This window comes from Hymenobacter sp. FMD4, from assembly GCF_058932745.1.
The window spans coordinates 16587-41037 of record NZ_JBZYWH010000003.1; the positions used below are offsets into that span (position 1 = coordinate 16587).

Here is a 24451-nt window from a genome sequence, read left to right on the forward strand (position 1 = left end):
TGCTGAGGTGGTGAAGCAGGAAGCTCGTAATTCGGCAGCTCTTCCCATTTCACCACTTCACCAGCTTTCCTTTAGTAGTCTTTGCGCAGGCGGATTTGCTGCCCGGGCTTCAAGCGGCTGATTTGCTGATACAAATTGGCCAATGACTGCAACCGCACGTTGACGGGCATGCGCGTCAGGTTGTATTGCTCGTCCGAGGTCTGAATGCAAGCAGGCGGGTAGACGGCTATCAATTCGCCTGGCACCAACCGCGCCCCAAACTGCATGAATTGAATTACGACGGACAAGTCCAGGGCCTGCTCCGGCCAACGCGTCACGGCTTCAATGAAGCGCTGAAAATTCACGTTCAGGTTTTGCATCTCGCCGGTTTCGGTGTCGAGAAACCACACCTCACCGCGACGGAGTAAAAATTGGTTACCAACGCCGTCTTGAGCAAAGGGCATATCCGATTGCTTGACGCCGCGATAGGTGCGCCAGAACGCGTTAGGACCCTGCCATACTTCCTTTAACGAGTGCCAGGCCGGCTCTTTGCAGCAGCCACGGATGTGCAGCCCGCCACCATACGCTATCAGGCCGTTGTGTTGCAGCATAAAGGCCTGCATGTCAAAGGGCAGCAGCTTGAAGGTAGCAGCATCGGAAACAGGCTCCCCGATGTAAATAATGTCTTGCATTGCAGTAAAAAAGAAAAGACTCAGGTTAGCAAAAAGCCTTTCCGACCACGGGAGTCGGAAAGGCTTTTTGGGGATATAAGTTAAGAACGAAGAATTAAAAACTGACCTGAAGCTGCAGTGCGTGGCACCCGCAATTCGATTTTTAATTCTGAATTCTTAAGTGATTTATGCGTGGGCAGGCTCCAGTACGGTGCTCACGTTGGTGAAGGGCAGGCCCCAGGCCTCAGCCACACCTTTGTAAACCACCCGGCCACCTACTACGTTCAGACCCAGACGCAGCGCGTTGTCGCGCGTGCAGGCCTCGCGCCAGCCGAGGTTAGCCAGCTTGATGGCGTAGGGCAGAGTAGCGTTGGTGAGAGCCAGCGTTGAGGTGTAAGGTACCGCGCCGGGCATGTTGGCTACGCAGTAGTGCACCACGTCGTCGATGATGAACGTCGGGTTTTCGTGGGTCGTGGGCGTGCAGGTTTCAATGCAGCCACCTTGGTCCACGGCTACGTCTACCACCACGGCACCAGCCTTCATATCTTTCAGCATCTCGCGCGTTACCAAGTGCGGGGCCTTGGCACCCGGAATCAGTACGGCCCCGATAACGAGGTCGGCTTCCTTAATGGCTGCACGGATGTTATAGTCATTCGAGTACTGGGTCACCACGTTTTTCGGCATGATGTCATCCAGCTCGCGCAAACGGTTCAGGCTGATGTCCATGATGGTCACCTGAGCACCGAAACCAGCGGCTACTTTCGCGGCGTTGGTACCTACTACACCGCCGCCCAGAATCAGTACCTGCGCCGGACGTACGCCGGGCACGCCACCCAGCAGAATGCCACGGCCTTTAAGCGGCTTCTCCAGGTACTTAGCACCTTCCTGCGGAGCCATACGGCCTGCCACTTCGCTCATGGGCACCAGCAGGGGCAGCGAGCGGTTGGGCAGCTCCACGGTCTCGTAAGCAAGGCAGGTAGCCTTACGCTCGATCATGGCGTGCGTCAGCTCTTCCGACGAAGCAAAGTGAAAGTAGGTGAACAGCAGTTGGCCCTCGCGGATCAGCTCGTACTCTTCCTGAATCGGCTCCTTCACCTTCACGATCATCTCGGCCTGGCCGTATACGTCGGCGATGGTCGGCAGCATTTGGGCGCCGGCCTGCTCGTATTCAGCGTCGCTGAAGCCGCTGCCTACGCCGGCACCAGCTTGTACAAATACCGTGTGACCAGCTTTACGAAATTCGGCCACACCGGCAGGCGTTACGCCCACGCGGTTCTCGTTGTTCTTAATCTCCTTCGGTACGCCGATGATCATGGGAAAGATTGGTGGGATGAGATGACGGGGAAAAGTGGCCGCAAAGATAGGTAAGAGTTGGACAACGCCGGGCGGAGGAGCCTCCTAAAACCGCAGCTTGTTGCTGGGAATCTCGACAACCCGAGCGAAGCGGCCAGAGGGCGAATAGACGCGCGGGTGATAAAAAAGCTGCAGCTGGTACTCTCCTGGGCCGGTAGGCCGAATGGCACCGGCGTAACGGTCGAGGGGCAGCTCGTAGGTAGCGCGGTAGGTACCGTGGGCCGGAATAGTCACCTTCACGTCCTTGGTGCGCTTCATGTGCATCTCCCAGCGACGCGGCTCACCGTTCACCCACACCACCGGCAACGTAGCCTGGGTCTGAGCCGGGTCTGACAGCGTGTAAGGTAGGTCGTTGTTGTTGATCAGCTCCACGGTAGCGCGCACGCCGTCCAGCTGCGTACCGGGTTCGATGGGCGGTAAGCTGACGCGCAATTGCAGGCCGTATTGCGGCGTGGTGACGGGGACTTGCACGTTGCGCACGCAGCCAACAAGCAGCGGCAACACTGTACAGGAGAGAAGGAGGGAAGGTAAAGTAAGGCGCATGGGAAACGGGTGTTGGGAGAGTCAATCAACGCTGCAGCTGAGCAGCCTAGGAAGGCTCTACAAAAAATAGTGCCACGTCTATCATTTGGCGTGAATAAAGTAGCCTTCAGCTGGTGCTCCTGTCAGTTTACAGAATGCCAAAAATGACTGGTGCCACGACTGAAGAGTCGTGGCACCAATGGATTTAGCTTAGCAGTCAGCAGTGTGCGCCGAATCAGTGGGCTTATTTGAATGGAACTGCAGCTCCGCTTTCCTTTAGCATGCTTTGCTGCGTCAGGCTCTGCACAATGTTGGCCTTGAAAGTGATTTTCGCATCCGGGCCAGTGATGTCGTTTGTGTGCAACGTCACTACGTCACTCATCTGACCAACTTGACGCTGGCCGTACTGCAGCTCAATCACGCCCGACTGGCCCGGCTTGAGTGCCTGCGGCTGCGCCTTAATGGTTACGCAATAGCAGTTGGAAGTAATGGTGCTGATGGTCAGGTCGCTCTTACCGGTATTTTTCACCGTAAACTTAGCCACCGGTTGCTGGCCCGATTCCATTTTGCCAAAGTCGTGCGTGGTGCGGTCAAGCACCATTTTGGGCGACTTGGCCAGCTCGGCCGGCGAGTAGTTCTTGGTCATTTCGGCCTTGTCTACCACCGAGCCTTTGATGGTGAGCATTGCATTTGGGGTAGCAGCATTGCTCGTCACGGTCACCGTCTTGTTGAACTGGCCGGGACGGCCGGCGCTGTTGTAAGCGGCGCGGATAAAGCCGGTTTTGCCGGGCAGAATCGGCGTTTTTGTCCAGTCCGGCGTGGTGCACCCGCAGGAAGCCTGCACATTGGCGATGATGATGGGCTGGTTGCCGGTGTTCTTGAACTTGAATTCGTGCGTCGCTACGTTGCCCTCGGCCACGTTGCCGAAATCGTGCAGCGTTTCGTTGAATTCCATCACGCCCTGGGCTGAGGCACCGGCAGCAGTCAGGAGCAGTAGGCACAGGCCCAGCAGAGAAGTAAAGATGTTGCGAAGCATAGCGCGGAAGTGGTGAAGAAAACAGAGGAATAGCAACCAGCAAAAACAGCGCCGGGCCGTGAAGCTCCGGTGAAGTTAGTGTTGAGCTGAGCCTAGCACTGTGGTGAAGCAGCGCATCAGCAAATATAACTATTATAGGGTTTGATCGGGGTTGCCTAACGCTCGTTTGCTTTCACGCATACCAAAGCGCCCGTTTTGCGTACTTTTGAGGGCCCGTCCGTGTGGGATGGGCCGCCTGCCTTGCGGCAGGCGCACCGCTCCGTCTATTTTTCCCCGACGCCCATCCGCATGTCCACTGCCGAATCGGCCGTTGCTTCGGCCGCCGCCACGCTCAGCAAAGAAGAACTGCTCCGTGATTATCGCCTAGGTTGGGAAAGCCGCCAGGCTTCGCTCACGGGCCGCAAGGAAGTATTTATGGGCAAGGCCAAGTTTGGCATCTTCGGCGATGGCAAAGAGCTGCCGCAGTTGGCCATGGCCCGTGCCTTCCGTGCCGGCGACTTTCGCTCCGGTTATTACCGCGACCAAACGTTCATGTTCGCCATCGGCGAGCTGACGCTGCAGCAGTACTTCGCCCAACTTTACGCCCATCCCGACGTGGAGGCCGAACCGGCCACCGCGGGCCGTGCCATGAACGGCCACTTTGCCACCCGCTTCCTCGACGAGGACGGCAACTTCAAGGCGCTGGTCGACAGCAAAAACTCCACGGCTGATATTTCGCCCACCGGTGGCCAGATGCCGCGCCTGCTCGGCCTAGCTTACGCTTCCAAGCTGTTTCGCCACAACCCCGAGCTGCAGCAGTTCACGCAGTTCTCGCGCAACGGTGACGAGGTAGCCTTCGGCACCATCGGCAACGCCAGCACCTCCGAAGGCATGTTCTTCGAGGCCATCAATGCGGCCGGTGTGCTGCAGGTGCCCATGCTCATGAGCGTGTGGGACGACCATTACGGCATTTCAGTGCCGGCCGAGTACCAGACCTGCAAGCAGAGCATTTCGGAAATCCTGATGGGTTTCCAGCGCAATGCGCCGGGCGAGCAGGGCTTCGAAATCTTCGTGGTGAAAGGCTGGGATTACGCCGCCCTCGTCGACACGTACCAGCGCGCCGCCGAAGTGTGCCGCCGGGAGCATGTGCCAGTGCTGATTCACGTAACTGAAGTGACGCAGCCACAAGGCCACTCCACTTCCGGTTCGCACGAACGCTACAAGACCAAAGACCGCCTCACTTGGGAGCAGGAGTTTGACTGCATGCGCCAGATGCGCCTGTGGATGCTGCAGGAAGGCCACGCTACCGAAGCTGAGCTGGATCAGATTGAAAGCGAAGCCAAAGACGCCGTGCGCAAAGCCCGCGCCGCTGCCTGGGAGTCTTTCTTTAATCCGCTGCTGCAGGAGCGCGACGAAGCCGTGGCGCTGCTTAACAACCTGGCCACTGAAACCGGCCGCGAAAACGAGCTACACGAGCTGATTCACCAGCTGGAGCACAATCCGACGCCTATCCGGGCTGATATGATGCGCGCCGTACGCCGGGCTCTGCGCCTGGTGCGCGACGTGAAACGCTCCGGCGCCCGCGCCGAGCTGCGCCGCTGGCACGAGCAAGCCGTAGCCGAAAACGCCGACCGTTACAACTCGCACCTCTTCAGCCAGAGCGAAGAATCCGCGCTGCAAGTGGAGGAAGTGAAGCCGGTGTTTGCCGAGGATGCCGCCCAGGTCGACGGCCGCGAGGTGCTGCAGGCTTGCTTCGACGCTATCCTGGCCCGCGACCCGCGCGTGTTTGCCATCGGCGAAGACGTGGGCCGCATCGGCGATGTAAACCAAGCCTTTGCGGGCCTGCAGGAAAAGTACGGCGACCTGCGCGTGACCGACACCGGTATCCGCGAATGCACCATTGTGGGGCAGGGCATCGGGGCAGCCATGCGCGGCCTGCGTCCGATAACCGAGATTCAGTACCTCGATTACCTGCTCTACGCCATCCAGATTCTTTCCGATGACTTGGCCTCGCTGCAGTACCGCACTAAAGGCGGGCAGAAGGCGCCGCTCATCGTGCGTACCCGCGGCCACCGTTTGGAAGGCATCTGGCACAGTGGCTCGCCCATGGGTATGATCCTGAATAGCATCCGCGGCATGCACGTGCTCGTTCCCCGCGACATGACGCAGGCTGCCGGTTTCTACAACACCTTGCTGAAGAGCGACGAGCCAGCTCTGGTAATTGAGCCCCTGAATGGCTACCGCCTGAAGGAACGTATTCCCTCGAACATCGCCGAATTCACGGTGCCGCTGGGCGTACCGGAAGTATTGCGTGAGGGCTCTGATATCACCATCGTGACCTACGGCTCGATGTGCCGCATCGTGCTGGATGCCGCTAAGCAGTTAGAGCAAGTGGGTATTTCGGCTGAAGTGGTGGACGTACAAACGCTGCTGCCTTTCGACCGCGAAAGCATGATTCTGGAGTCGATCAAGAAAACCAACCGCGTGCTCTTCGCCGACGAAGACGTGCCGGGTGGCGGCACCGGCTTTATGCTGCAGCAGGTGATTGACGAGCAGGGTGCCTACCGCTTCCTCGACTCGCAGCCGCGCTGCCTCGCGGCGCAGCCCCACCGCCCGCCCTACGGCTCCGATGGCGACTACTTCTCAAAGCCTAACGCGGAGGACGTGTTCGACGTGGTATACGAAATGATGCAGGAGGCTGATCCGCAGCGTTTCCCCAACATTTACTAGGCATTGGTCAAACGCAAACCGCCCCGCCACTGATGAGCAGTGGCGGGGCGGTTTGCGTTTGAGGCCGAGACGAAACGCTATGGCAGCGTGAGGACGTCGGTAGTAACGATGTTGCTCTCGTTCAACTCCCGGTCCATAATCTGCACTGTAAACTTGACTTCAGTGCCGGGGCGAAAGTCAGGGTCGGTGATGTCGAAGCCAATGCCTTTGATAACTTCGTATTCCAAATCACCGCGAATCGGTTGGGGCTTCTCGTCGTCGTTCAGCATACGCGGAAAGCGACCGTTGAAGGGGAAGAACGGAATGTACTGTACAAATTCCCCGCGGCTGTCTTTGCGGTAGAGCGTCAGGAGGTAGTTGTTTTTGTAACGTTCCTGGTTAAACGGCGGCGACTGAACGTCAGCATCAGACAAACCTAGGTCGCCGTTACCATCTTTGTACGCAACGGTGATGAAGATGCGGTTGAAGGGCGTGCCACCGTTGTCAGGCGTCTCACGCTGGGCGCGGATGCTTTTGAATTCGATGGAAGGCGTATCGGGATAATCCGGTGCGTCTTCGCAGCCCAGCAGCGCGGTGCTAAGCACCAATAAAAGACCCGAAAGTAGACGTATGCGCAGCATAGTAGAAAAGCAAAGCAGTTACAGCCAGAAGCCGACGGCAGAAAGTACGCAATTTATATGCAGTCAACGCAGCGCCAGCCTATTTGTTATGCTCGTTAACCCGGTTTTAGGTCGATGAGTTTCCGCGATACTTACTTGGCCGAACTAGCCCAGGTAACCCCCGATATGGCTGCCGATCTGGCGCTGCGCCTGTTCCGGCACCAGGCGCAATACTGCGTGCCCTACCGCGAATGGCTCGCCGCGCTGGGCTGCTTGCCCGAGCAAGTGCAGCAACTCAGCGACGTGCCGTTTTTGCCCATTGAGTTTTTCAAGAGTCAGGACGTAATTACCCTGGAGCCCGGCGACGCGTGGCAGCCCGCACAGGTATTTCGCAGCAGCGGCACCACCCAGATGCAGCGCAGCCGCCACCTCGTGCGCGACCCACAGCTGTACCACGAGCACGCACAGCGGCTGTTCGAGCAGCAGTATGGCCCGCTGAGAGGGTGGACGTTTCTGGCCTTGCTACCGTCGTATTTGGAGCAGGGTGAGTCGTCGTTGGTAGCCATGGTCGAGCACTTCGTAAAGGCTTCGGGCCAGTCCCAACAGAATGCTTTCTTCCTGCACGACCACGCTGCGCTGCTGGAAGCGCTGCAGGATGCCAAGCGTGCAGGTGACCGGAAGGTGATGCTCATTGGCGTGACTTTCGCGCTACTCGATCTGATCGAAGCCTCTGCGGGCCACCCGGCTTTGCACTTGCCCGATGCCGTGCTGGAAACCGGCGGCATGAAAGGCCGCCGCCGCGAGATGATTCGGGAAGAGCTACATGCTTTGCTAGCGCCGGCGTTTGGCCAGGCCGTCATCCACTCCGAATACGGGATGACTGAGTTGCTCTCACAGGCGTACAGCCCCGGCCACGGCCGTTTTTATGCGCCGCCTGCGTTGCAAGTGCTGCTGCGCGAGCCCACCGACCCGTTCAGCGCCAACTTCAAGCGTGGCAGCGGTGCCATCAATGTGGTAGACCTCGCCAACGTGGATAGCTGCGCTTTCATCGAAACCCGCGACCTGGGCCGGCGCCACCCAGATGGTTCGTTTGAGGTGCTGGGTAGGCTCGATAACTCCGACATCCGAGGCTGTAGCCAGATGGCTGGGTAGCCTCTTTTTTAACACAAGAGTGAGTGTAAACCAAAGGGGCTGTGCATTGCTACGCCATTATTGGTCTACAGAAGCTTTGGCATGCTAATACAAACGCACAAAAAAAAGTAAATCAATAATAAACTTCTGATTTACAGTGAATTTGTGCTGTAATACGTAACAGGATAAACCCTCTTTATCCTGAAATCATGAAACACGTACTAATACTTTTTGCATTCACTGCAGCCGCAATGGTTGGGTTTAGTCCTACCGCATTGGCTCAGGCTACAGACTCTGCCCAAATGCGGCTGGACCAACAGAAGGAGCGGACCTTAGACGCTAGGAAGAACGTTGCGGACAAGCACCGCCAAAGCGTAAACAACCGCCAAGCGGTAAATGCCAGCGAATCGCAGTTGCGCCAGCAGCGAAACGAGATGCAAGTTCAAAAGCACCAACTGAAAGAACAGCAGTTGATGGCCAAGCAAAGCAAGCAGCAAGAAAAGGCTGCTCAAGTGCAGCTAAACGAGGAAAAGGGCCGGATGCGGGACCAGAAACGGCTGAACCGAGAAGCTAAAGCCAATGAACAATAAGCCATAAGCGAAACAGGCCAGCCTATACGGGCTGGCCTGTTTCGCTTATTACCCGGAGGTTGTAATTACTTCCCCGAGAAGCCTTTGGCGTCGTCCTCCGAAATTGGGTCGCCGCCCATGATGACGAGGCGCTCTACCACGTTGCGTAGCTCCCGGATGTTGCCGCGCCAGTCGAGGCCCTGCAGGTACTTCATGCCTTCGGGGCTCATCTTCTTGGGCTTGGTGCCGTAGTCGTTGCCGATGTCGGCCAGGAACTTTTCCACCAGCGCTGGAATGTCGTCGCGGCGGTCGTTTAGGGCCGGTACCTGGATCAGGATAACGGAGAGGCGGTGGTACAAGTCTTCGCGGAAGTTGCGGTCGGCAATTTCCTGCAGCAGGTTTTTGTTGGTAGCCGCCACCACGCGCACGTTTACCGATATTTCCTTTTCGCCGCCCACGCGGGTGATTTTGTTTTCCTGCAGGGCGCGCAGCACCTTGGCCTGGGCCGAGAGGCTCATGTCGCCGATTTCGTCCAGGAACAGCGTGCCGCCATCGGCCTGCTCAAACTTCCCGATGCGCTGCTTCACGGCCGAGGTAAACGAGCCTTTCTCATGCCCAAACAGCTCCGACTCGATCAGCTCCGACGGAATGGCGGCGCAGTTTACTTCCACCATCGGGCCGCTGGCGCGGTTGCTCAGCTCGTGAATCTGGCGAGCTACCATTTCCTTGCCGGCGCCGTTGGGGCCGGTGATGAGCACACGGGCATCGGTGGGAGCTACTTTGGCAATGGCCGTACGCACGACTTCCAGCGCCGCCGAGGTGCCTACCATTTCGGAGCTTTTGGCAATCTTTTTCTTGAGCGTTTTGGTCTCTACCACCAGCTTGGTGCGGTCCAAAGCGTTGCGCACCGTCACGAGCAGACGATTCAGGTCCGGCGGCTTCGGGATGAAATCGAAGGCGCCCTTCTTGGTGGCGTCCACGGCCATTTCGATGTTGCCGTGGGCTGATATCATGATGAAAACCGTGTCGGGCGAGATTTTCTGCGCGCGCTCCAGCACTTCCAGGCCATCCATCTTGGGCATTTTTACGTCGCAGAGCACCACGTCGTACTTGTCCTTGATGAGCATATCAAGGCCGGCGGGCCCGTCTTCGGCCTGATCTACGGTATAATTTTCGAACTCCAGAATTTCCTTCAGCGTGTAGCGAATGGCTTTTTCGTCGTCGATGATGAGAATGCGGGGCATGGAATCAGGGTATATCGGTCGAAGGTTCGAAAGTAACGAAGTTAGGCGGTAGCGCGGTTCTCGTGGCTTTTTGCCCTAACGCAAAACCGGCCGCCGCTGCGCTCTGCAACGACGGCCGGTTCTGATACCAGGTGATGCGCCTGTAAGCCGGGTTCTGTCCGCCACCTTGCGGCAGCGGCCCCACCATTTATCTAGGCCTGCACTCACGCGCAGGCTCCATCAGCCTACCCGCCGACCGAACGAGCCGCCCGTTGCGAAGCCTTACGGCTCCGCGTGCCGGCCTATTTGGCCTTTCAACCCCTGAGGTTTACCCAGCCGGAACGGTCACCCGCCCGCTGGTGCGCTCTTACCGCACCTTTTCACCCTTACCGACCGCCCGAAGGCGGCAGGCGGTAGTTTTCTGTGGCACTGGCTGTCCAACGGCCGTTCCCAGCCGCCGTCCTTCCCGTTAGGAAGCAGGGTGCTCTGCGTTGCCCGGACTTTCCTCTCCGCTCCGAAGAGCGCAGCGGTGGGGCGGCGCATCACTTGCAGGCAAAGGTAAGAGGTTTAGATACTTTATCAGTTGCATCCTTCCATCTATCCTTATAGATGCAGAGGATGTCTTCGATGTCCGCGCAACTTATGTCTTTAGCGTGGAAAGCTTTGGGTAATCGTTGTTTGCTGATGTAGCGTTCTTTGATCGGTTTGCCGATCAGGCGTTGGGCACCGATTAATGCACCATTATGTAGATATACCTTATCAGGTAACAAATCGAGGTAACAACCGATCCTGTGCGCTGCATCATACTTCGTGAGTGGACCAATGTCGTGGACTCGGACGGAGTCAACAAAGCTGAACAGTTGGTCGAAATGCTGCGCTTTGCGCATTTGCGGTACCAAGAGTAACAGCGCATCTCGAAACGCTTGCAATGTCTGAGCAGACCTTCGGCGTTGATGAGGATTGCGTCTGCCCTGAGTATCAATGGACAAAGCGGCCACTTCAACTGCAGATGCCAAAGAGGTCTGTTGTAGAGTGAATTCTATCCAGGTATCCGGATGCTTTTGCCTAAATCTGCGGTACTCGGCAATAATAGCGGTAATGTCTGCTTGTCTCATAGTATTCAATTATAGACGTTCTACTTCCCCTCCCACACATTATCCAGCGGAAAGCTATCGGGCACATAGGTGCTGCCTAGTTTCACCTGCTTCACGGCTTTGTCGCCGGGCACGTTTACCGTTACCGTGCGGGCGCCTGATTCCCACACGCCCACGTTGCGGTGGGCTTTTTGGGTGCTGCCGTCGGCGTAGGTGATGGTCACGTCTACGGGCACGGGCTTGCTGCCTTTGGCTTCCACCACCACGTCGTAGCCGGCGCCTTGTTTGGTCACACTCTGGATGGACAGGTCAGGGTAGCCGTTATCGAAAAACCAGCGCTGCCAGAACCAGTTGAGGTTGCGGCCGGCGCCGGCGTTCATGGAATTGAAGAAGTCGAAGGGCATGGGGTGCTTGCCCTGCCAGTTCTGGATGTAGGTGTGCAGCGCCTTCGTGAACAGCTCGTCGCCGAGCAAGTCCTTAACGTAGAGGTAGCCCAGGGCCGGCTTTGGGTATGAGTTCAGGAAGAACGCGGTGCCGGTTTGCTGGGTGCTCAGCGTGGTGATGGGCACATCTACCTCAGTCGCGGCATGCATGGCGTAGGGGCGCACGCCGTAGTCGTCTTCCAGTTTCGGGTCGATGATGCCCGAGATAATCCACTCGCCGATGGTGGCCCAACCTTCGTCCATCCAGCCGTATTTCGTCTCGTTGGTGCCCATGTAGAATGGGAACATCGTGTGGAATACTTCGTGGTCGGTGAGGGTAATGGCATCCTCGCGAGTAGCTACCGGGTTGTCGTTCACCATCATGGGGTATTCCATTTGGTCGAGGCCGTCGAACACCGAAATGTGCGGGTAGGGGAAGGGCCACTTCGGGAAGGTGTAGCTCATGGCTTCCACCGTTTTGCGGGCGAAGCTGGTTACTTCCTCAAAGTCCTTGTGCTTGGGGTTGTAGGCCGTGTCCACGCGGGTGCGGCGCTTGGTTTTGGGGTCGACTACCAGGCTGGTAGATTCCCACACGTAGTGGTCGGAAGTAGCGAAGGCAAAGTCCGTCACGTTCTTCGCCTCGAAGCGCCAGGTGTTCTGGGCGTTGGCAGCGGTGATGTCGCGGCGGGCCAGGTCGGCTGCATCGATGATGGGCACGATGGCGTCCTTCTTTTCCGCGTCGCGCAGGCGTTTTTGGTATTTCTTGGTAAGCACCTGCTCGGCGTTCTGCAAGTCTCCGGTGGCCCACACCACGAAGTCCTTGGGCACGGTGATGGCGGCGGAGAAGTTGCAGAAATCGTTGTAAAACTCCTGTTGGCCGTTGTAGGGCGTTTTGTTCCAACCGTCGATGTCGTCGTACACGGCAATGCGCGGGAAAAAGTAGGCGATGAAAGCCGCGTTTGGCTCAATCTCACCCGTGCGCATGTGCGACTCCTTGTTGAGCACGTACGAGTACGTCACCGATACCCGGGCGCTACCCTTGCTCGGCAGCACCTCGGCTAGCGGCACTTGCATGTTGGTGGCATCGATGCGCAACTCGGCCACGTTTACGGGCTTACCGTTGATGGTTAGCTGTTCGATTTTGACGCCCTCGCCGACGTCTTCCGGCTTGATGCTGGAAGCGCGGGCGGCACCCTGCTTGTAGAGGTTGGGGTAGAGCTTAAACCAGAGCTGACCTAGCTCGTCGGGGCTGTTATTCTGGTAGGTGATATCAACGGTGCCCGCCACGCGCCGCGTAGTTGGGTCGAAGCTGATGTTGAGCTTGTAGTCAGCTGAGTTTTGCCAGTAATTCGGGCCGGGCTGGCCGCTCGCGCTGCGCGTGCCATTGGCGTAGGTGGCCTGCAGGTTGCGCGGTATGGATAGCTGCTGGAGCGGCTGTTGCTGTGCCAGCGCCGGCAGGGTGCTGAGGGCGAGGAGGGAAGCGGCAAGCAGGCCGGGTAGGTTCATGCGGAAATGTAGAAATGTAGAGAAACTGTCATCCTGAGTCGCAAGCCGAAGGACCTACTCATGCATGCACGACTCATTGTTTAAGTTGTCATACTGAGCAACGCGAAGGACCTTATCAAGCGTGAACGGCTGCGTAAAGTGGATCATTTACTTTACACCAGCAGGAAGTCACGGTCAGGATTCAGCGTGTCGATTAACACTTCCTTCTTGGCTCGCGTCCAGCCTTTTAACTCCTTCTCGCGGGCAATGGCCGCTAGGCTGTTTTGGTGCTGCTCGAAGTAAAGCAGGTTGTAACAGAAGTAGCGACCGGCAAAAGTCTGTTGATGACCACGGTTTTCGAAGTGCTGCGCCAGGCGGGTTGCGAGGTTATTGGTTACGCCAATGTATAGAACGGTTTTGGCGGGATTTGTAGTGATATAGACGTAGTAAGACATAATAGTTTTTGGTGCCTGTCATTCTGAGCAAAGCGAAGGACCTTACCACATCTGGGCAACTATAATTAGTTACTATCTCGCGTGGTAAGGTCCTTCGCTTTGCTCAGGATGACAAAGTAAACAACGCCTTGTACTAGCGTGAGAAGGTCCTTCGGCTGCGATTCAGGATGACATACGAGGCGCGGAGTAGCTACTTCAGCCGCACCAGCGTAGCGCCGTAGCCGAACTTCTCCTTCCGCGCTTCCTCAAAAAACTTAATGTCCCGATTTCGGCTCAGGCGCTTGTGCAGCTCCTTGCGCAAGGTGCCATTGCCCACGCCGTGGATGAAGATGATTTCGTGCATGTTGGTGGCCAGGGCCCGGCTCAGGGCATCCTCGAAAGCTGCCGTTTGCAACTCCAACACAGCCGTGTTCGACAAACCCTCAACGCCGCCCTCGGGCTTAAGCGCTTCTAAGTGCAGATCCACCTCGTGGGGCGGTGGCACAATGGCTTTTACCGGCTCCTGCTTGGGCGCCGGCACCACGCTTTTGGCGTCGCCACGAAGCTTGTCGGCAATCTGGTCGCGCAGCTTCGCCGGGTCCACGGCCGGGGTGGGAGCGGGCTTGGGCTCGTCGGTGGTGGGCACCGGAATAGCGGCGGCCGGCTTCTCGTCGAGCTGGAAGAGGTAAGCCTCGCGCTTGATGACGGGCGCCTCGCGGCGGCTGGAGTAAAATGTGCTGGCTTTGAAAGACACACGCTTCAGCAGCACATCATAAAGCACCGGGCTATTGAGCTGTGAGGGTAGCAGCTGCACCACGGCCGTAGCCCACTGATCAAAATCCTTCATGTGCCGATGACCAAGCGGCTGGCTGGTGGTTCTGGGCGCGAGTTTGTCGGCGGCCAGAGCGCGGTATTGGCCGTTGCGCTCCTCGCCAAAGGTAAAGAGCACGTCGGCATCGGTGTTGTTGATCAGGTGCGCTACCAGCAGCTCCGAAGTTTGCTGAACCAGCGCTAGGTACAAACCCTTGGGCGCGGGCGGGGCGGGCGCAGCCTTGGGCGGATTTACGGTGCTACCGGTAGGCGTAGTGGTGCTGGTAGTTTGAGGGGCAGCGGTTTTAGATGGCTTGCCTGGTTTCAGCGGCCGCGGCGCAGCAACCTGGGAAGGCGCCAGTTCGCTGCCGCCAAAAGCCTTGAACTCTTCGGGCGCTACCAGCACCAACTCGCTGCGCAGCACCGGCACGGGAAAATCATCGATAGTGACTTCCACCAAATTCTGATCGAGGATGCGGGTAACGATGCCTTCTTCGCGGCCCGACATGAGGCGCACTCTATCTCCAATATTCATGATGCTCTTGTGCTCTGGGGTTATTGATTACGCCAGATGGGCAATTACCCATGTCCGGCGCGAGGGGTAAAGGTCGTCAGATAGCGCGGAACCGCCACTCTTTCACCAGTACAGTCCGTGTAGCACGAGGCCGCGCTTGCGGTTGAGCTCTACTGCCGGGGCGGGCAGGTGAAAAATGCTTGCCACGTAGAACATCGTACGCAGGGCTTTGCTGCGGGTAGGAATACGGCGCAGGTCGATGTCGAGCGACAGGTAATACTGGCGGTATGCATCGAAGCCGGCGGCGCGGTTGGTGGCCGGGTCGTTGAACACGATCTGCTGTGCGCCATAGCCCAGGGCCGGCTGTAGCCAGCGGGGCCAGCAGTTGCCTTCGGGCAGGAAAGCGCCCACGTCGGTGCAGAGCCAGTAGGTCTGGCCGTTGTAGTCCTTAAGCAGGCGTTCGGGCAAGGTGCTGCCCAGCACGTTGGGGCGGCGCGCGGCGTAAGGCGTCAGCCGAAACGATACTTTGGGCATGATGCGCACCTCGTCCCACGCCAGGTGTTGGGCCACCACGCCAGCCGAGCCCAGGAAGTTGGCGGCCAAATCGGTAGCGGAGGCTCCATAAGCCGGGTCACGGCCATCGAAATACTCGATAGGGGCCTGGAGTAAGAACCCAACGAAGCCGCCGTACCAAAGCGCCTGCTTTTTGGTGAGGCCGGCCCAACGCAACAGGTCCACGGCGCCGCGGCTTTCGTGGAAAGCACCCCAGGCGTGGCCGGCTTTATCGAGCTGCTTCCACTCGTGCGAATCGTCAAACCAATGAAAACGGCTGCGTGGGCCCGTGTACCAGCCGCGGCTCAGAGCGTAGTACGTACCCGCGTAGCCCACGGCAAAGGTCCCCACTACCAGCGGCAGACGGTAGCGAGGTACGTTCAGCGCAGTATCGCGGCGGCTGAGCTGGCGGGTAAGCAGGGTGGTTTCGCTAGGTTTTCCCAACCCAAAGCCCGGTCGGATGGTTGCTGATGAAAGGCTCAGACGGTGAACGGAATCAATGCCCTGAGCTGCTGCTGAGTAATTACTGAGCAGATGAAAAAACATTAATAAACTACACAAATAAAAACGGGAGTAACTTAGGGGCGGCATAGCCCGAAAAGTACGCAGAAAAGCCAAAGTGGCCACTCCCGCCACGTCTTGGTAGCCGCTTTTGGGTCTTTGTCTTCGATTATTTCTTTCATCCATTCCCACTTTCAATGAAAGCATTTCGACTCCTTGCTTTGCTGATGGTGCTGCTTAGCGGCGCCGTGCGGGCACAGGTGGTGACCACGCAGCCGGTATTCTTCACGGCTGCCGATCCGGTTACCATCATCTACGACGCCAGCCAGGGCAACGCTGCCCTGAGCGGCTTTGCTGGCCCGGTTTACATCTGGACCGGGGTCATTACCAACCTGAGCACCTCGCCCAGCGACTGGAAGTATGTCAAGAGCCCGTCGTTTGGTCAGGCCGACCCGGCCGCCCAGATGACCTCGCTCGGCAACAACCGCTGGAGCATCACCCTGAGCCCCAATGTGCGCGCCTGGTACGGCGTACCGGCTACCGAGCAGGTGCTGAAGCTGGCCATGATTTTCAAGAATGCCGATGGTTCGCTGGTAGGCCGTGGCCCCTCGGGCGACATCTTCGTGGACGTGCAGCAGAGCGCCGGCCTGAACGTACGCATTACCAGCCCTACTACCGGCGCCAACCCCACCTTCGTGAGCAGCGGCGCATCGGTAAGCGTGAGCGGCACCTCTTCGCAGGCTGCCACGCTGACCCTGGCGCTGAATGGCACGCAGGTAGCCCAACAAACCAACGCTACCTCGCTCACCAGCAGCGTGACGCCCACGCAAGCGGGCCGAAACGTAATTCGCCTGACGGCAACGGCCGGCACCACCACCGTTTCCGATTCGGCTATCGTGTATGTGCGCCCAGCCGTAACTACTGCCGCCCTGCCAGCTGGTGTACGTGACGGTATCAACTACCAGACCGGTGGCACCTCGGCTACGTTGGTACTTACGGCTCCGAGCAAGCAGTTCGTGTACGTGCTCGGCGAGTTCAACAACTGGCAACCGACGCAGGCTGCTTTCATGAACAAAACGCCCGATGGCAACCAGTGGTGGGTGACGCTCACGGGCCTCACGCCCGGCCAGGAGTACGCTTATCAGTACTTGGTCGATGGCGAGCTGCGCGTAGCTGACCCGTATTCGGAAAAGGTGCTTGACCCCAACAACGACCGGTTTATCCCGGCCATTACTTACCCCAATCTGAAGGCCTATCCCACGGGCCAGACCACGGGCATCGTATCGGTGCTGCAAAGCAACGCGCCGGCTTATGCTTGGCAAACGACTAATTACCAGCGCCCGGCCAAAACCAAGCTGGTGATTTACGAGCTGCTGGTGCGTGACTTCATCGCCCGCCATGACTACCAGACCCTGATTGATACGCTCGGCTACCTGCAGCGCCTCGGCGTGAATGCCATCGAGTTGATGCCTATCAACGAGTTTGAGGGCAACGAATCTTGGGGCTACAACCCTTCGTTCTTCTTCGCGCCCGACAAGTACTACGGCCCCAAAAACGAGCTTAAGCGCTTCGTTGATGAGTGCCACCGTCGCGGCATTGCCGTTATCATCGACATGGTGCTGAACCACTCTTTTGGACAGTCGCCGATGGTACAGATGTACTTCGACAACAACCGCCCGGCGGCCAACAGCCCGTGGTTCAACCAAGATGCCACGCACCCCTTCAACGTTGGTTACGACTTCAATCACGAAAGCCAGTTCACCAAGACGTTCTCAAAACGTGTGATGGAGCACTGGTTGCAGGAGTACAAGATGGATGGTTACCGCTTCGACCTCTCGAAAGGCTTCACCCAAACCAACACCGGCGGCAACGTTGGCGCTTGGAGCCAGTACGACCAGTCGCGCATCAATATCTGGCTCGACTACAACAACTTCATCCGCTCGGTAGACCAGAGCGCCTATGTGATTCTGGAGCACTTTGCTGAAAACAGCGAAGAAAGTGTGCTGTCGAATGCCGGCATGATGCTGTGGGGCAACATGACCCACAATTACAACGAAGCCACCATGGGTTACTTGCCCCAGTCGGACTTCAGCGGAGTATACCACGGCGCTCGTAACTGGACACAGCCCAACTTAGTCGGGTACATGGAAAGCCACGACGAGGAGCGTCTGATGTACAAAAACCTGACCTTCGGCAACCAGGCCAACCCCGCTCACAACGTGCGCGACCTCAACGTGGCATTGGCGCGCAACGAAGCCGCCGCAGCCTTCTTCTTCACCGTGCCCGGCCCGAAAATGATCTGGCAGTTTGGGGAGCTGGGTTACGACTTCTCTATCAACTACTGCCCCAACGGCACCATCGACCCGAACTGCCGCGTAGGCAACAAGCCCATCCGTTGGGATTATCAGCAGAACGCCAACCGTCAGAAGCTGTACAATGTGTACCGCAACCTGATTGCGCTGAAGACCTCGCAGCCGGTATTCGACAATCCGACTAACTATGTTCAGCAATTGAGCGGAGCGGCCAAAACCATTCACCTCAGCAACGCTAACCTGAGTGTGGCCATCCTAGGTAACTTCGACGTAACCAGCACCACGCTTGATCCACGCTTCCAGACGACGGGCAAGTGGTACAACTACATGACCGGCGACAGCATCACCGTGACCAACGTGAATGCCCAGCTGACGCTGCAGCCCGGCGAGTACCGCGTGTACACCACACGCCGCCTCACGCGCCCGGCCACGGTTACCACCACCCGCGCCGCCCAGCAGGTAGCAGCCCTCGGCCTGACCGTAGCCCCGAACCCCGCTAGCAGCAGTGCTTCGGTACGCATGACCTTGCCTAGTGCCGCCGCGGTGCAGGTAAGCGTGGTGAACGTTATCGGTAGCGAAGTGCGCAAAGTGACGCTGCCTGGCCGCCAGGCCGCCGGGGCGGTGAACGTAACGGTGCCACTTAATGGTCTCGCACCGGGTATTTATGTAGTGAAGGTGCAGGCTGGTGCCTCCACTGCCTCTACTCGCCTGGTAGTGCAGCCCTAATCTGCTCCATCGGACATAAAAAAGGCCGTCTTCTCCTCGAAGACGGCCTTTTTTGGGGTATTAGCTACCTATTTGTCGTTGGCTACCTCCACATGATAATCCACGAGGCTATCGATAGGGGAGCGGATGATCTTGCCGATCTGCATGCCATGGGCGCGGGCCACCTGAGCCAGGGCGTCGCGGAAATTGTAACCCACCGAACCGATGCAGTTGAAGGTATAGTCGCGGTAATCGGGGTAACGGATGACGAGGTTTTTAAAGAACGCCTCAAAGCCTTCTACCACAATGTCGCGGCAGTAGCTGTAGTTGTTGTGCTCGTAGGCAAACTTGCTGAACGAGGCCAGGAAGCGGTTGGGCAAGGGCTGGTTGTAGATGCGGTCGAAAATTTGCTCGTTGACCAGGCCGTATTCCTGGCGAAATGCATCCTGCAATTCATCGGGCATGAGAAAGCGCATGTAGTCGCGTAGTAGGCGCTTGCCGATCCAGGAGCCCGAGCCCTCATCGCCAAGAAAGTAGCCCAGCGAATCGATGTTATGCGTCACGTTCTGGCCATCGTAGATGCACGAGTTGGTGCCCGTGCCCAGAATAGCCGCGAAGCCAGGCTTACGTCCTAGCAGGGCGCGGGCCGCCGCCAGCAGGTCGTGGCCCACGTGCACATTCGCATTGGGAAAAATCTGACGCATTGCGCGCTCCACGATGGCCACGTTGGTGGGAGTGGAGCAGCCCGCGCCGTAGTAGCTCACGGCCGTTACATCTTCGCGGTTGAGGGCCTCGGGCAGGCTCTGGTCCAGCGACTCCACGATACCATTTGTGTCGATGAAATACGGGTTGTACCCCTCCGTATTGAAATGCACGCGCTCTTGTGGATCGTCCAACTCAAGTTGGCACCAGCTGGTTTTCGTAGAACCGCCGTCAGCAATTAGAATCATAGGGAAAAGCAAGGGTTTCAAAACGAAATAAACGGCTCAGCCGCACTAGCTGCGAAAATAGAAATGATGTGCAGAGTAGTGACTTCTGAATACGCAAGATTACTGAGTAAAGTGAAAATACGTTTGTGCCTGTTCGTGCAATCGTTTGCATAACTCTTGCTAGTTAGACCTGTAAGATGAGCTTAACTATCAGGAGGTTAGCTAAATGAGAAGTTATAATTATCCTGTGATAGTAGTACTATTGAAAATATATTGCGTCTATGTTTTGGAGATTAATAACACTACATACATTTAGGAAGCAGATATGGCAACAAAAGCTAGATGTGGGCGTAAAAACTGCACTCTTAGAGCTTCTTTGCTGCTTTACTGGCACTTCACCTTTTTCCCATTCACTCCTATTCTTCATTCTCCATGAAAAAACTTTTTACCCTTGCTGCCGCCGGTGCATTAGTTGCTGGTGTCCACAGCGCACAAGCGCAGGTGGTACTCGACGGCCAACTGACCGCTACTGAGCTGACAGCTGGCAACTACGTATTGCTCGGTAAGAGCAACGCCTTTACGGGCAACCAAAACACGGGGCGGCCTTTTGGTAACAATGGTTTGCTGAGCCTTTATGTGGCTAGCACCGCAACGAAGGTGTATATCTTCTTGGGGGGCACTGTCGAAACCAACGGCAACTCGTTCCAGATCTACCTTGACCTGCCAGGCGTTACCGGGGTACCTGCTGCTACTTTCCTGCCAGGCGGCGCTGCTGGTACTTCTTTTGAGCGAATCAATCGTATCAAACTAGATCAAGCAGCTGACCTTGCTCTGGCCCTACGCAGCGAAGGCACACCTGCTGCCGGTTCCCCGCAGACCTACAGAGCAGAAGCTGCCGTGTTTACTTCGGCTACAGCCGTACAGAGCAAGGCTTTAACCAGCTCCACTGCTTTGATCCAGGGCAACGGTACCGCATTTACTATCCCTGCCACGGCTACGACTGCTCCTTACGCAGGTTTGACCGGCTCCCGCATGGCATATCGTAACACTACCACCGGCCGCATCGCCGAAAATCCGGGTAACACGACGCCCATAACCGGAGCTGCGTATGGCGGAGCTGGTTCTTTGGGCTGGGAGATTGAGCTTGACCGGGCAGCACTGGGCGCTCTGACGGGTACGCCAGCTTTCCGCATTTTCGCCTTGCAGAACAATGATAACGGTGGATTCGCCTCTGGCGAGTTTATTCCACAGAATACTGCTCCGCTGCCAGCTACTTTCCCCGGACCAGGCATTAACCTGGGCGGCGCCGGTAATGGTACGCCCAACGACGTAGATTTCGCCACCATTGCTGGTGCGCAGACTGCAGGGTTTGCCTTGGGTGCCAACGGCGCCTTGAGCAACCGCGCTGCCGTTGCTGCTGTGGACATGAACGTGTACCCCAATCCCAGCCAAGGCGAAGCTACCGTTTCGTACCGTGTAACGGATCGGTCGCAGCCCGTACGTATCGAGTTGACTGACTTGATGGGCCGCCAGGTAAGCACCATTTTCGATGGTCAGCAAGCTGTAGGTGAGCAGAGCCAGAAAATCAACTCGGCTGCGGTAGCTGCTGGTACTTACTTAGTGAAAGTTCAGGTCGGCGAGCAAGTTGCTACGCGCAAGGTTACTTTGCTGTAAGTCGAATCACACCACGCTTATTTGAAAGCGCCTGCTGCAATTGCAGCAGGCGCTTTTACTTTATGTCAAGGTGTACTATACAATAAGGCGCGAGTATTACTGAATTAAATAGACGCATGCATGCTCATGCTGTGGCAGGATGCTTAACGCAGTCAGAAGCCGATGACATGACACCGTGTCAAGCTGATGGTTCGTATGGGCGACGATCTGTTAACCACCGGGCAACGCAAGTGGTCGAGCTGTGTGAGGTCAATTAACCGATAGTCAAATGGTAACTCCTTCGCTATTATATGAGGGAGGGTGTGGTTTTTGGTCATGTTTGCTGCTACGGGCTGCCTCATATGCCAATTCATTTACCCCACAAAAAAAGCAGCCGCCCGTAAGGCGGCTGCTTTTTAGCTTGTAAGCAAGTACTAGCGCGTGAGCGAGTAAGTGTAGTTGCCCGGGTTGCTCAGGTCCAGCGTTACCGTGTAGGTACCTGCAGCCGGGACCGGAATATCGGCACCACCGTACTCCAACGAGCCGTCAGCGCCGTCGTCACCAAAGTTGATGTCCCAAGCGTTATTTGCCCGGAACTTGATCTTGTTATCGGTGCCCGAAACAGTCAGCGGAACTTGTGCGGTCCACTTGCCCGTGGTAGCGTTGTAGGTCAAGGGCGTTTCAGTGTTCCAACCGCCGGGAGTAGCCGAGCCGATAACGGCCCACGTGGTACGGGTAGCTTCCCAAGTCAGGCTAGCAGTGTTGGCCTTCAGGCGGTAGTAGCCTGGAGCCGGGACAGTCAGGTTGCCAGCGCCACCATTGGTCGAAAGGGTGCCAGCAGTCGTGCCCGCGCCGTAGTTCGTGCCATCCCAAGTACGCTCGCTCGTGAACTTAAACTCCGGCGAAGCATCCGTCATGTTCACGTATCCTTCGTAAGCGGTGGGGGTAGCCGTGAAAGCCGAAATCCGAGGGGCCGTAGCCGGGGACCAACCTTGGTGGTTACCGGGAACGTAGAGCGAGGGGTAGTTAATGACCACCAAGTAAGGAGTGGCAGTAAGCGTCTGCGTCGGCGACAACGTGAATACGTCGTTGCTAATGCTGGCCTTCAACCGCACTTCTACCTGCGAGGCCGAACCGGCAGGCAGCCGCAGCCGACTAACGAAAATGTCGTTCAGCTCCGCTACGGTAAAGCTCTTGGAAGTACCAGACACCGTGAGTTCGTAAGGGGTCTGGAAATTGTTACCGCGCTTGTCAAACTGCAGGGAATAATTTACAGCGGCCTGGTAACCGAAGTCAGGAGCTGCCCAAGTATAGGTCACAGCGTTCTGAGCCGCGTTAGCGCTGGTCAGGTTTGCAGTTGTCCCGGAGGCCGTAAGCGCAGCGGTGTCCGGTGTTTTCATTACCACACGGTCTTCATCTTTCTCGCAAGCCGAGAGAAGCAGAACCGCGGCTAGAATACCCGTGTATTTAGTAAGCCGGTTTGTCATGGAAGTAAAAACAAATGGTGTGGGAATTTTGGGTTTAACAAGGAAGAACGCCCATGTTCCATAGTAACATAGGCGTTCTTTGGTTCCTTAATTAATACCCTTCATTTTGGGGTAGGTTGGGGTTTACAGTCCGGTCAGAAGCCGGAATGGGGAACAGCACGCGGAAGTTTTCCACTGCGCGTCCATCCCGTACACCACCTTTCCAAGGCCACAAGTAGGACCCGCCCACAAAGCGGTTGTAGCGAATGAGGTCGGTACGGCGGAATGCTTCCCAGAACAGCTCACGACCACGCTCATCAAGGATGAAATCAAGCGTAAGTGAGTTCACGTCAGCTACAGTGCTGGGCGTGTTGATCGGCAAACCGTAGGCACGACGGCGAATCTGATTGACATAGGTGCGGGCCAGCGCTGCATCACCGGTGCCGCCGCGCGTAACTGCTTCGGCGTAGTTCAACATCATCTCTGCCAGACGTATCATCGGAAAGTCAACGCTGGATTGGTTCACCGATCCGTTTTGCGGAGTGCCAGCCGAGGTTACGTTACGGAATTTCACCACACCAAAGCCCTGAGCAAAGGTGCCGATGTCGTCAATCTCCAGCGTCTGACCTTGTGTCCAGAAGCGGCCACGGCGGTCTTGTGCCGTATCAGGAAACAGCTGGAAGAGGTTGCGAGTGGTACGCAGGCCATTCCAGCCGCCAGTCATGCCCACGCGGGCCTGCCAGGCAGCACTGCTAGAGCTAGTCGAACCATTCACCAGGAAAGTAGTGCCACCGAAGCTGCGGGTGTTATTCGCGTCAAAGGCAACCGGCCAAATGATTTCGTTGCGAGCAGGAGCCGTATGGTTGTCAGCCAGGAACAGACGGCCGTAAGCCGACGAAACGTTGGCAGCCGGAGTAGCAGCCAAAGCGTAACCAGCGTCAATTACACGCTTGGCGTAAGTTGCGGCTTCGGTGTTGCGAGCAGTACCAGTATAAACCTGCGCATTGAGGTACAAGCGGGACAGCATGCCCCAAGCGGCAGCTTTGTCAACGCGAGCATACTCGTTCGTGCGCGGCTCAGCGAAGTCTGGGTCGTTGGCGAGGGCTAGCAACTCGCTTTCGGCAAAGTCAAACAGTTGCTGACGGGTGCGGTACGGGGGAGTATATGCGCCTGCGGGGTCGGTTTCGGTTACGAAAGGCCCACCACCAAACAGATCCACCACGTGCATGTAGGATACCGCACGCAAGAAGCGAGCTTCAGCACGGAAGCGGCGCGCTGTAGCCACGTCATTGCCGCTCAGGCGAGAGTTCAGCTTGTCGTCGCTCGACTCGCGGATGAACTCGTTGCAAATAGCAATTTCGTAGTAGAGGCGGTAATACAGACCCCGAATGAGCGGGTTGGAAGCCGACCAGTTCATGTTGTGCCAGTCGCGTACGCCTGCGTCACCCCAAGCTACAATGGCTTCGTCGGTCGTCAGTTCTTGAGCGCTCCACAACTGACGGATGTAGTCAGAAGTACCCTCGTCGATACCGCCGATGTCGCCGTCGCCGGCAGCACCTTGGTTGCCATTATCAGTGCCCAGTCCTGTCACGGCAAAACCGCCGTAAAGTTTGGCCAATACGGAGCGGTAGCCATTTAAGTCTACATACACCCGGTCTGGCGTGGTTTCATACTTGGGCTTCAGGTCTAAGTCGTTACAGGAGCTAAGGCCAGCACTTAAGACCAGGCCGGTGGTGGCTGCTACCAAGCCACGGATCAGAATTCTATTCATTGTCGGGTTGG

19 protein-coding genes and 1 other RNA gene are annotated in these 24451 nt (G+C 57.1%); 5 read left to right on the forward strand and 15 right to left on the reverse strand.

Translation table 11 applies throughout. The annotated features are described in order from the left end of the window. Window positions 1–71: 71 nt before the first annotated feature. From AC5FXY_RS03930 to AC5FXY_RS03945, 4 genes are all read right to left on the reverse strand, one after another. Window positions 72–671 (reverse strand): SMI1/KNR4 family protein, encoded by a 600-nt coding sequence (locus AC5FXY_RS03930; RefSeq protein ID WP_493555331.1) that lies wholly within the window; start codon window positions 669–671, stop codon window positions 72–74. 165 nt (window positions 672–836) lie between these two features. Then, window positions 837–1964 (reverse strand): alanine dehydrogenase, encoded by a 1128-nt coding sequence (ald, locus tag AC5FXY_RS03935; protein ID WP_493555332.1) that lies wholly within the window; start codon window positions 1962–1964, stop codon window positions 837–839. A gap of 84 nt (window positions 1965–2048) precedes the next feature. Continuing rightward, window positions 2049–2546 (reverse strand): hypothetical protein, encoded by a 498-nt coding sequence (locus tag AC5FXY_RS03940; protein WP_493555333.1) that lies wholly within the window; start codon window positions 2544–2546, stop codon window positions 2049–2051. 223 nt (window positions 2547–2769) lie between these two features. Beyond that, window positions 2770–3561, reverse strand: coding sequence for a DUF1573 domain-containing protein (locus AC5FXY_RS03945; protein ID WP_493555334.1), 792 nt, complete (start codon window positions 3559–3561; stop codon window positions 2770–2772). A 288-nt stretch (window positions 3562–3849) separates the two neighbouring features. Here AC5FXY_RS03945 and AC5FXY_RS03950 point away from each other — a divergent pair, with 288 nt between their 5' ends. Beyond that, window positions 3850–6270, forward strand: a complete 2421-nt coding sequence (locus tag AC5FXY_RS03950) for an alpha-ketoacid dehydrogenase subunit alpha/beta (RefSeq protein ID WP_493555335.1) — start codon at window positions 3850–3852, stop codon at window positions 6268–6270. A gap of 77 nt (window positions 6271–6347) precedes the next feature. Here the strand turns inward: AC5FXY_RS03950 and AC5FXY_RS03955 are convergent, their stop codons facing one another. Next, on the reverse strand, window positions 6348–6890 hold the full coding sequence (locus AC5FXY_RS03955) for a hypothetical protein (RefSeq protein WP_493555336.1): 543 nt from the start codon (window positions 6888–6890) through the stop codon (window positions 6348–6350). A gap of 114 nt (window positions 6891–7004) precedes the next feature. On the opposite strand from AC5FXY_RS03955, the gene AC5FXY_RS03960 reads away from it, so the two are divergent. Together AC5FXY_RS03960 and AC5FXY_RS03965 are read left to right on the forward strand one after the other, a co-directional pair. After that, complete coding sequence (locus tag AC5FXY_RS03960; RefSeq protein ID WP_493555337.1) at window positions 7005–8021, forward strand: acyl-CoA synthetase family protein; 1017 nt, start codon at window positions 7005–7007, stop codon at window positions 8019–8021. A gap of 188 nt (window positions 8022–8209) precedes the next feature. Continuing rightward, a complete protein-coding gene (locus AC5FXY_RS03965) occupies window positions 8210–8590 on the forward strand; it encodes a hypothetical protein (protein ID WP_493555338.1) in 381 nt (126 codons plus the stop codon). 65 nt (window positions 8591–8655) lie between these two features. Here AC5FXY_RS03965 and AC5FXY_RS03970 read toward each other — a convergent pair whose 3' ends face one another. From AC5FXY_RS03970 to AC5FXY_RS04000, 7 genes are all read right to left on the reverse strand, one after another. Next, window positions 8656–9813 (reverse strand): sigma-54-dependent transcriptional regulator, encoded by a 1158-nt coding sequence (locus tag AC5FXY_RS03970; RefSeq protein ID WP_493555339.1) that lies wholly within the window; start codon window positions 9811–9813, stop codon window positions 8656–8658. Window positions 9814–9940: 127 nt separating this feature from the next. After that, window positions 9941–10338, reverse strand: an RNA gene (gene rnpB, locus AC5FXY_RS03975) — RNase P RNA component class A. Further along, a complete protein-coding gene (locus tag AC5FXY_RS03980) occupies window positions 10335–10907 on the reverse strand; it encodes a hypothetical protein (protein ID WP_493555340.1) in 573 nt (190 codons plus the stop codon). The genes rnpB and AC5FXY_RS03980 overlap by 4 nt, the downstream gene beginning before the upstream one ends. A gap of 20 nt (window positions 10908–10927) precedes the next feature. Beyond that, window positions 10928–12814 (reverse strand): M1 family metallopeptidase, encoded by a 1887-nt coding sequence (locus AC5FXY_RS03985; RefSeq protein WP_493555341.1) that lies wholly within the window; start codon window positions 12812–12814, stop codon window positions 10928–10930. 152 nt (window positions 12815–12966) lie between these two features. After that, on the reverse strand, window positions 12967–13248 hold the full coding sequence (locus tag AC5FXY_RS03990) for a GIY-YIG nuclease family protein (protein WP_493555342.1): 282 nt from the start codon (window positions 13246–13248) through the stop codon (window positions 12967–12969). A 190-nt stretch (window positions 13249–13438) separates the two neighbouring features. Continuing rightward, window positions 13439–14572, reverse strand: coding sequence for a Smr/MutS family protein (locus AC5FXY_RS03995; protein ID WP_493555343.1), 1134 nt, complete (start codon window positions 14570–14572; stop codon window positions 13439–13441). Window positions 14573–14674: 102 nt separating this feature from the next. Further along, window positions 14675–15649, reverse strand: coding sequence for a DUF2279 domain-containing protein (locus tag AC5FXY_RS04000; protein ID WP_493555344.1), 975 nt, complete (start codon window positions 15647–15649; stop codon window positions 14675–14677). 152 nt (window positions 15650–15801) lie between these two features. Here AC5FXY_RS04000 and AC5FXY_RS04005 point away from each other — a divergent pair, with 152 nt between their 5' ends. Then, entirely contained in the window at window positions 15802–18642 is a 2841-nt protein-coding gene (locus tag AC5FXY_RS04005; protein WP_493555345.1) for an alpha-amylase family glycosyl hydrolase, read from the forward strand. A gap of 68 nt (window positions 18643–18710) precedes the next feature. On the opposite strand, the gene AC5FXY_RS04010 is transcribed toward AC5FXY_RS04005, so the two are convergent. Then, a complete protein-coding gene (locus AC5FXY_RS04010; RefSeq protein ID WP_493555346.1) occupies window positions 18711–19571 on the reverse strand; it encodes an N-acetylglucosamine kinase in 861 nt (286 codons plus the stop codon). Between the two features lie 411 nt (window positions 19572–19982). Here AC5FXY_RS04010 and AC5FXY_RS04015 point away from each other — a divergent pair, with 411 nt between their 5' ends. Next, on the forward strand, window positions 19983–21224 hold the full coding sequence (locus tag AC5FXY_RS04015) for a T9SS type A sorting domain-containing protein (RefSeq protein ID WP_493555347.1): 1242 nt from the start codon (window positions 19983–19985) through the stop codon (window positions 21222–21224). A 413-nt stretch (window positions 21225–21637) separates the two neighbouring features. Here AC5FXY_RS04015 and AC5FXY_RS04020 read toward each other — a convergent pair whose 3' ends face one another. Then, window positions 21638–22690 (reverse strand): SusE domain-containing protein, encoded by a 1053-nt coding sequence (locus AC5FXY_RS04020; protein WP_493555348.1) that lies wholly within the window; start codon window positions 22688–22690, stop codon window positions 21638–21640. A 91-nt stretch (window positions 22691–22781) separates the two neighbouring features. Continuing rightward, window positions 22782–24440 carry a RagB/SusD family nutrient uptake outer membrane protein gene (locus AC5FXY_RS04025; RefSeq protein WP_493555349.1) on the reverse strand — a complete coding sequence of 553 codons (1659 nt, stop codon included), beginning with the start codon at window positions 24438–24440 and terminating at the stop codon, window positions 22782–22784. Between the last annotated feature and the right edge of the window lie 11 nt (window positions 24441–24451).